Below are 6,682 nucleotides of genomic sequence, written 5' to 3'. Positions count from 1 at the left end.
CCCTTGGCGCTCTGCCAGGCCCAGCTGCTCTTGCTCTTCTCGTGGCTTTCCTGGTGCAGGTCCTTGACGCCTTCGAAGCTGATGGCGCCGCCGCTGACCAGTTCCAGATCGGCGCCGCTGCGCAGTGTGGCGGCCTGGTAGGTCTGGTCACCTCCGCTGATCAGCGCCAGGTCACCCCCTGTGGTGATCTCGGTGCCCTGCTGAGTGATCCGGGTAACCTGGTCGCTACGGAAAGATTTGCGCCCGAAGGAGCCTTTGCTCTTCTTTTCGTAGAAGCTGTGATCCAGGTCTTCAGCCGCCAGCAGGGCCATCTGGTCGCCCGCCACCAGATAGGCTTCGCCGCCTGCCTCCAAGCGGCTGGACGAAGCGATCAGGTTGTTACCGGAGAGTATGGTGAGATCACCACCAGCCTGAATCTCACTCTGCTGCTGGGTGATCCCGCTGGTTTCACGGGTAACCTTCTTGTCGCTGCGCCGGTAGCGGTAGATGTCGTGCTGTTCGTTGGCAGCACTGGCGATCAGCACATCGCCTCCGGCCGCAAGGGTAAGGTCATCCCCGGCCTGAACCTGGCTGGCGATGATGGCCAGATCGTTGTCGGCGCTGGCCTGCAGGCTGCCCCCCACGGTTATCTCACTGCCGTGCTGGGTCACGCTGCCACGTTCTATGAAATGGCGGCGATCCTGACGCATCAGGTCGCTGCGTTCCTCCACGGCGCTGATGATCAGATCATTACCGGCGCTCAGCTGAGCATCGCCGCCAGCTTGCATCGCCCCGCCGATATTCAGCAGGTCGCGCCCAGGCGCCCCATCTGATCTACCAACTGCTCCAGTTCGCGCAGATTGAGCGGTTCATCCACCCGTCCTGGGAAGGCCATCGCCAGTTCGCGATCACTGGCCAGTGCCGAGCTGTCCAGTCCTTCCAACACCCCCTCGATGACGATGATCCGCAAGATGCCACTACCCAGGTCCTGCTCCGGCAGGTAGGCGCGCGCAGTCACATAACCGCGATCCAGATAGAAAGCGGTGACGGTCTTGAGAATATCGTTGAGCTGGGTTGTACCGAGGCAGCGATTGAGGAACTCGCCGAGCAGTTTCTCCTGCTCGGCTGGTGACATCAGCGTGGCGCCGGGGAGATGTATCTCATGAATATCGAAACAGACCGGTGGCTGTCCCTCGTCCCGTGGCAGGGGGGAGGCGCGCTCCCCCGGCAGGTTCTGCAGCGCTTCCAGGCGTCGGCGTTGCTCTTCCAGCAAGCGCTGCTGGCGGTCCTGGGCCAGATCACGGTCGGAGGGCAACGTTTGTGCTACGGCAGGACCTGTGGCCAGTGATATCAGCAACAGCGCGAGAAGACGCATAAACATGGTCACCCATCCTTGGGAATATAGTGAAGCCGCGGATTATACCCAGCCGTTATATCAAGGCAATACACCCCAAAAGAGTGTCTGCTGCTTCACTCGCTGGCAGCCACAACGGTTTCGGCACCGCTGCGCTGCAATATCGCCTGCAACCGTTCCAGCGTACTGCTCAACTGCTCTTCCTGTTCCATGCTGGTCAGCTGCAGGGTGTCGTTTTCGTCGCGCAGTTGCGCCAGTTCGCCTTCCAGCCGGCTGATGGTTTCCTGTTGGGCGCGGTTCTGCTGCAGCAGATCGTCGATCAGGCGTTCGAGTTGGGTGAGTGTGGTTTCAAGCATGCTTATACCCCCGGCAAAAAGCCGCAGAGGATAGCCGAAAGCGCCGCCGCCAGCCAGTTGCGGCACAGCGCCAGCTGCATCAGCCTGGGCTGGCACCATATAGATGAAGGAACAGGTCAACCACTACGTCCACATGCTGCCGGCGTTCGTGCTCGGTCATCCGCTCGCCATAGCCAACCAGCAGCCGGAAGTGGCTGTCCCCCTTGAGCAGGGTGAAGAACTGCCTGGCTGCTTCCAGCGGTTGATCGATGCTCAGCTCGCCCCGCGCGCAGGCCTGCGCCAGGATCACCACCATGCCATCGCACACTCGCTGCGGCCCTTCTTCGTAGAACAGCCGTGCGAGCCGCACATCCTGCCCGGCCATGCTCACCAGCAGCCGGTGGAGCGCGATGGATTCCTCGCTGTTGATGAGCACGCAGAAGGCATTGCCGATGCGCCGCAGTGTGCTGCGGATGTCGTCATGCTCCCGCTGGCCGAGGTACAGGTCGGGCAGCTGCGCTTCGCATACGGCGCGGATGGCCGCCGCGTAGAGGGTTTCCTTGTCGGTGAAGTGGCTGTACACCGTGAGCTTGGACACGCCGGCCTCGGCGGCAATGGCGTCCATGCTGGTGCCTTCGAAACCGCTGCGCAGGAACAGCAGCTGGGCGGCCTGCAGGATGGCCGCGCGTTTGGCCGGGTCTTTCGGGCGGCCCGGTCCCGGGCTGGTGGTCGTCTTTTCGGTCATTGCATTCAATACTGGACTGGCGAGTTCACTATTCATACTATACTCGCCAGTACACTTATTCCACCCGCTGATGGGACCGATCATGTTTCGCACCATTCTGCTTCCAGGCCTCGCCCTGCTAACCCTCCCGCTGCTGACCGCCTGCAGCGACCCGCCACCTGCCGAGCCGCCGCCGCGCCCGGCGCTGGTGGTTCAGCCCCAGCCGGCCACCGAGCGGGTGCAGAGCTATCCCGGTGAAGTCCGGGCACGAATCGAGCCGGAACTGGCCTTCCGCATCGGCGGCAAGGTGAGCAAACGTCTGGTGGATGCGGGCGACCGGGTGCGGCGTGATCAGCCACTGGCCGAGCTGGACCCCGAGGATGCACGCCTGCAACTGGAAGCCGCACGTTCTCAGGTGGCAGCCGCCCAGGCCAACCTGAACCTTGCGCAGGCAGAGCGGGACCGCTACCGGGCCCTGCTCGACCGGCAGATGATCAGCTCCTCGCAATATGACAATGCCGAGAACAGCTTCCGCTCGGCAGCAGCCCGACTGAAACAGGCCCGGGCCGAGTTCGACGTGGCGGAAAACCACGCTACCTACAGCGTACTGCGCGCACCGCGCGACGGGGTGATTGCCCGCCGCAGCGTGGAGGTCGGTCAGGTGGTGGCGGCCGGGCAGACGGTCTTCACCCTGGCAGCTGATGGCGAGCGCGAAGTGCTGTTCAGCCTGCCGGAAAAGAGCCTGGCTCACCTGCGTATCGGCCAGCCGGTGGAAGTCGAATTGTGGTCCCGTCCGGAACAGCGCTTTGCCGGCACCCTGCGTGAACTGTCGCCGGCGGCCGACCCGCAGTCGCGCACCTTTGCCGCCCGGGTCAGCTTTGATACCGACCAGCCAAACATCGAGACCGGCCAGAGCGCACGGGTGTTCATCCGCCAGGCCGATCAGGTCACGCTGGCGGTGCCGCTGGCGGCGGTCACGGCCGAGGCCGGGCAGAGCTTCGTCTGGGTGGTGGACCCAGAGAACCACCTGCTGCAACGCCGGCCCGTGACGCTGGGCGCCTATCACCAGGACCAGGCCACCATTACGGATGGCCTGCGGCCCGGCGACTGGGTGGTGGCCGCGGGCGTCCATATGCTGCGTGAGGGTCAGCAGGTGGTGCCGGTGGACCGGCAGAACCGCCAGCTCGACCTGGACGGAGAGTGACCGATGGCTTTCAACCTTTCCGCCTGGGCCCTGCGCAACCGCCAGCTGGTGCTGTATTTCATGCTGGTGCTGTCCGTCGCCGGGTTCATTTCCTACGGCCAGCTGGGCCAGAGCGAGGACCCGCCGTTCACCTTCAAGGCCATGGTGATCCGCACCGTCTGGCCCGGCGCCACCGCCGAGGAGGTCGCCCGCCAGGTGTCCGACCGTATCGAGCAGAAGGCGATGGAGACCGGTGCCTACCAGCAGGTGGTGTCCTACTCCCGGCCGGGCGAGTCGACCATCACCTTCATCGTCCGGGATGACCTGCCGCCGGCCGATATTCCCGAGCTCTGGTATCAGTTGCGCAAGAAGATCGGCGACATCCGCCACACCCTGCCGCCGGATATTGTCGGCCCCTTCTACAACGACGAATTCGGCACCACCTTCGGCAACATCTATGCACTCACCGGCGATGGCTTTGATTATGCGGTGCTCAAGGACTATGCCGAGCGCCTGCAGCTGCAGCTGCAACGCCTGCCGGACGTTGGCAAGGTGGAGCTGATCGGCGTTCAGGAGGAGAAGATCTGGATCGAGATCTCCAACCTGAAGCTGGCGACCCTCGGGCTGCCGCTGGCTGCGGTGCAGCAGGCCCTCCAGGAGCAGAACAGCCTGCGCGAGGCCGGCTTCTTCGAGACCCCTGCCGAGCGGGTGCGACTGCGGGTATCCGGGCAGTTCGAGAGCCTGGAGCAGATCCAGCAGTTCCCGATCCGGGTGGGTGACCGGACCCTGCGCATCTCCGATGTGGCCGACGTGCACCGCGGCTTCAACGATCCCATGGCGCCGCGCATGCGCTACATGGAACAGAACGCCCTGGGGCTGGCGGTGGCGATGAAGCACGGTGGCGATATCCTGCGCCTGGGCGATCGACTGGAATCCGAGTTCGAGCGCCTGCGTCAGACCCTGCCGCTGGGCATGGAGCTGCACAAGGTGTCCGACCAGCCTGAAGCCGTCCGTGACAGCGTGGGTGAGTTCGTCAAGGTGCTCGCCGAAGCGGTCGCGGTGGTGCTGCTGGTGTGCTTCTTCTCGCTGGGGCTGCGCACCGGCTTCGTCGTGGCCCTGTCGATCCCGCTGGTGCTGGCCATGACCTTTACCGCAATGAACTACTTCGGCATCGGCCTGCACAAGATTTCGCTGGGCGCGCTGGTGCTGGCGCTGGGCCTGATGGTGGACGACGCCATCATCGCGGTGGAGATGATGGCGATCAAGATGGAGCAGGGTTACGACCGGATCAAGGCAGCCAGTTTCGCCTGGACCAGCACCGCCTTCCCCATGCTCACCGGCACCCTGATTACCGCTGCCGGCTTTCTGCCGATTGCCACCGCCGCCTCGGCCACCGGCGAGTACACCCGGGCGATCTTCCAGGTGGTGACCATCGCCTTGCTGCTGTCGTGGATCGCCGCGGTCATCTTCGTTCCCTGGCTCGGCCACCGGCTGCTGCCGGACATGGCGGCACTGCATGCGAAAAAGCATGGCGGCAATCCCGCCGGCCATGATCCCTACTCCACCCGTTTCTACCAGCGGGTCCGTGGCACGGTGCGCTGGTGCGTCGAGCATCGCTGGCTGGTACTGGTATTGACCGCCGCCCTGTTCATCAGCTCGCTGCTGGCGTTCCGGCTGGTGCCCCAGCAGTTCTTCCCACCCTCCGCCCGGCTCGAGCTGATGGTCGATCTGACCCTCACCGAGGGGGCCTCGCTGCAGGCAACCGAGGCCCAGGCACTGCGTCTGGAGGAACGTCTGCGCGATCATCCGGGAATCGACAACTTCGTCGCCTACATCGGCACCGGCTCGCCCCGTTTCTACCTGCCGCTGGACCAGCAGCTGCCGGCCACCCGCTTCAGCCAGTTCGTGATCAAGGCCAAATCCATCGAGCAGCGGGAGGAAATCCGCAGCTGGCTGATGGAGCTGCTGGCCACCGAGTTCCCCGACCTGCGCGCACGCATCTCCCGGTTGGAGAACGGGCCGCCGGTGGGCTATCCGATCCAGTTCCGCCTGTCCGGCGAACATATCGACGAGGTTCGCCGCCTCGCCCGCGAGGTCGCCGAGCGGGTGCGGCAGAACCCGGCGGTGAGCAACGTTCACCTGAACTGGGAGGAGCCGAGCAAGATCGTCTATCTGGATATCGACCAGGAACGCGCCCGCGCCCTCGGGGTAAGCACCAGCGATGTATCGCGCTTTCTCGCCAGCCAGCTCACCGGCAGCCCGGTCAGCCAGTTCCGTGAAGGTGACGAGCTGATCGAGATCCTGTTGCGCGGCACCCCGGGTGAGCGTGAGGCGCTGGAGTTGCTGCCCAGCCTGGCGATTCCCACCGGCAGCGGGCGCAGCGTTGCGCTGGAGCAGGTGGCCACACTCGAATACGGCTTCGAGGAAGGGGTGATCTGGCGCCGCGACCGACTGCCGACGGTGACAGTGCTGGCGGACATTCCCGGCGCCGAGCAACCCGCTACCCTGGTGCAGCAGATACTGCCGACCCTGCAGCCGATCCGGGACCAGCTGCCCAGCGGCTTCCGCTTCGAGATCGGCGGCACCATGGAGGATTCGGCCCGCGGTCAGAAGTCCATCATGAAGGGGCTGCCGCTGCTCGGGCTGGTGATCATGACCCTGCTGATGATTCAGCTGCGCAGTTTCTCGCGCTCGATCATGGTCTTTCTGACTGCTCCGCTGGGGCTGATCGGCGTGACCCTGTTCCTGCTGATATTCCAGCAGCCGTTCGGCTTTGTTGCCATGCTCGGCACCATTGCCCTGTCCGGCATGATCATGCGCAACTCGGTGATTCTGGTGGATCAGATCGAGAAGGACATCGCCGCCGGGCATGACCGCTGGACCGCCACCATCGAGGCGACGGTGCGCCGGTTCCGGCCCATCGTGCTGACGGCCCTCGCCGCCATCCTGGCGATGATTCCGCTGTCGCGCAGCGTCTTCTTCGGTCCCATGGCAGTGGCCATCATGGGCGGTCTGACGATCGCTACCGCGCTTACCCTGCTGTTCCTGCCGGCGCTCTACGCCGCCTGGTACCGGGTGCGCCCGCCGCAGCAGGCGGCCCGCTGACA

The 6,682-nt window shown here is 64.6% G+C and carries 6 protein-coding genes; 2 read left to right on the top strand and 4 right to left on the bottom strand.

What is annotated here, in order from left to right; all coding sequences use genetic code 11:
* The 4 genes from IEW63_RS11985 to IEW63_RS11970 form a co-directional block, all read right to left on the bottom strand.
* The coding region (locus IEW63_RS11985; protein ID WP_188636864.1) for a hemagglutinin repeat-containing protein at nt 1–767 on the bottom strand (767 nt) is incomplete at its 3' end.
* A 14-nt stretch (nt 768–781) separates the two neighbouring features.
* The gene (locus IEW63_RS11980; protein ID WP_188636863.1) at nt 782–1,360 is read right to left on the bottom strand and encodes a POTRA domain-containing protein; all 579 of its coding nucleotides are present in this window, start codon (nt 1,358–1,360) and stop codon (nt 782–784) included.
* 89 nt (nt 1,361–1,449) lie between these two features.
* Nucleotides 1,450–1,689 carry a hypothetical protein gene (locus tag IEW63_RS11975; protein ID WP_188636862.1) on the bottom strand — a complete coding sequence of 80 codons (240 nt, stop codon included), beginning with the start codon at nt 1,687–1,689 and terminating at the stop codon, nt 1,450–1,452.
* Nucleotides 1,690–1,768: 79 nt separating this feature from the next.
* Nucleotides 1,769–2,413 carry a TetR/AcrR family transcriptional regulator gene (locus IEW63_RS11970; protein WP_188636861.1) on the bottom strand — a complete coding sequence of 215 codons (645 nt, stop codon included), beginning with the start codon at nt 2,411–2,413 and terminating at the stop codon, nt 1,769–1,771.
* A gap of 82 nt (nt 2,414–2,495) precedes the next feature.
* Here IEW63_RS11970 and IEW63_RS11965 point away from each other — a divergent pair, with 82 nt between their 5' ends.
* Together IEW63_RS11965 and IEW63_RS11960 are read left to right on the top strand one after the other, a co-directional pair.
* Nucleotides 2,496–3,596, top strand: a complete 1,101-nt coding sequence (locus tag IEW63_RS11965; protein ID WP_188636860.1) for an efflux RND transporter periplasmic adaptor subunit — start codon at nt 2,496–2,498, stop codon at nt 3,594–3,596.
* Between the two features lie 3 nt (nt 3,597–3,599).
* On the top strand, nt 3,600–6,680 hold the full coding sequence (locus tag IEW63_RS11960; RefSeq protein ID WP_188636859.1) for an efflux RND transporter permease subunit: 3,081 nt from the start codon (nt 3,600–3,602) through the stop codon (nt 6,678–6,680).
* Nucleotides 6,681–6,682 lie beyond the last annotated feature (2 nt).

Origin of the sequence: Halopseudomonas pertucinogena, from assembly GCF_014646575.1 — a bacterium.
Classification (GTDB): Bacteria; Pseudomonadota; Gammaproteobacteria; order Pseudomonadales; family Pseudomonadaceae; genus Halopseudomonas; species Halopseudomonas pertucinogena.
This window is presented reverse-complemented; position numbering and strand designations above follow the sequence as displayed.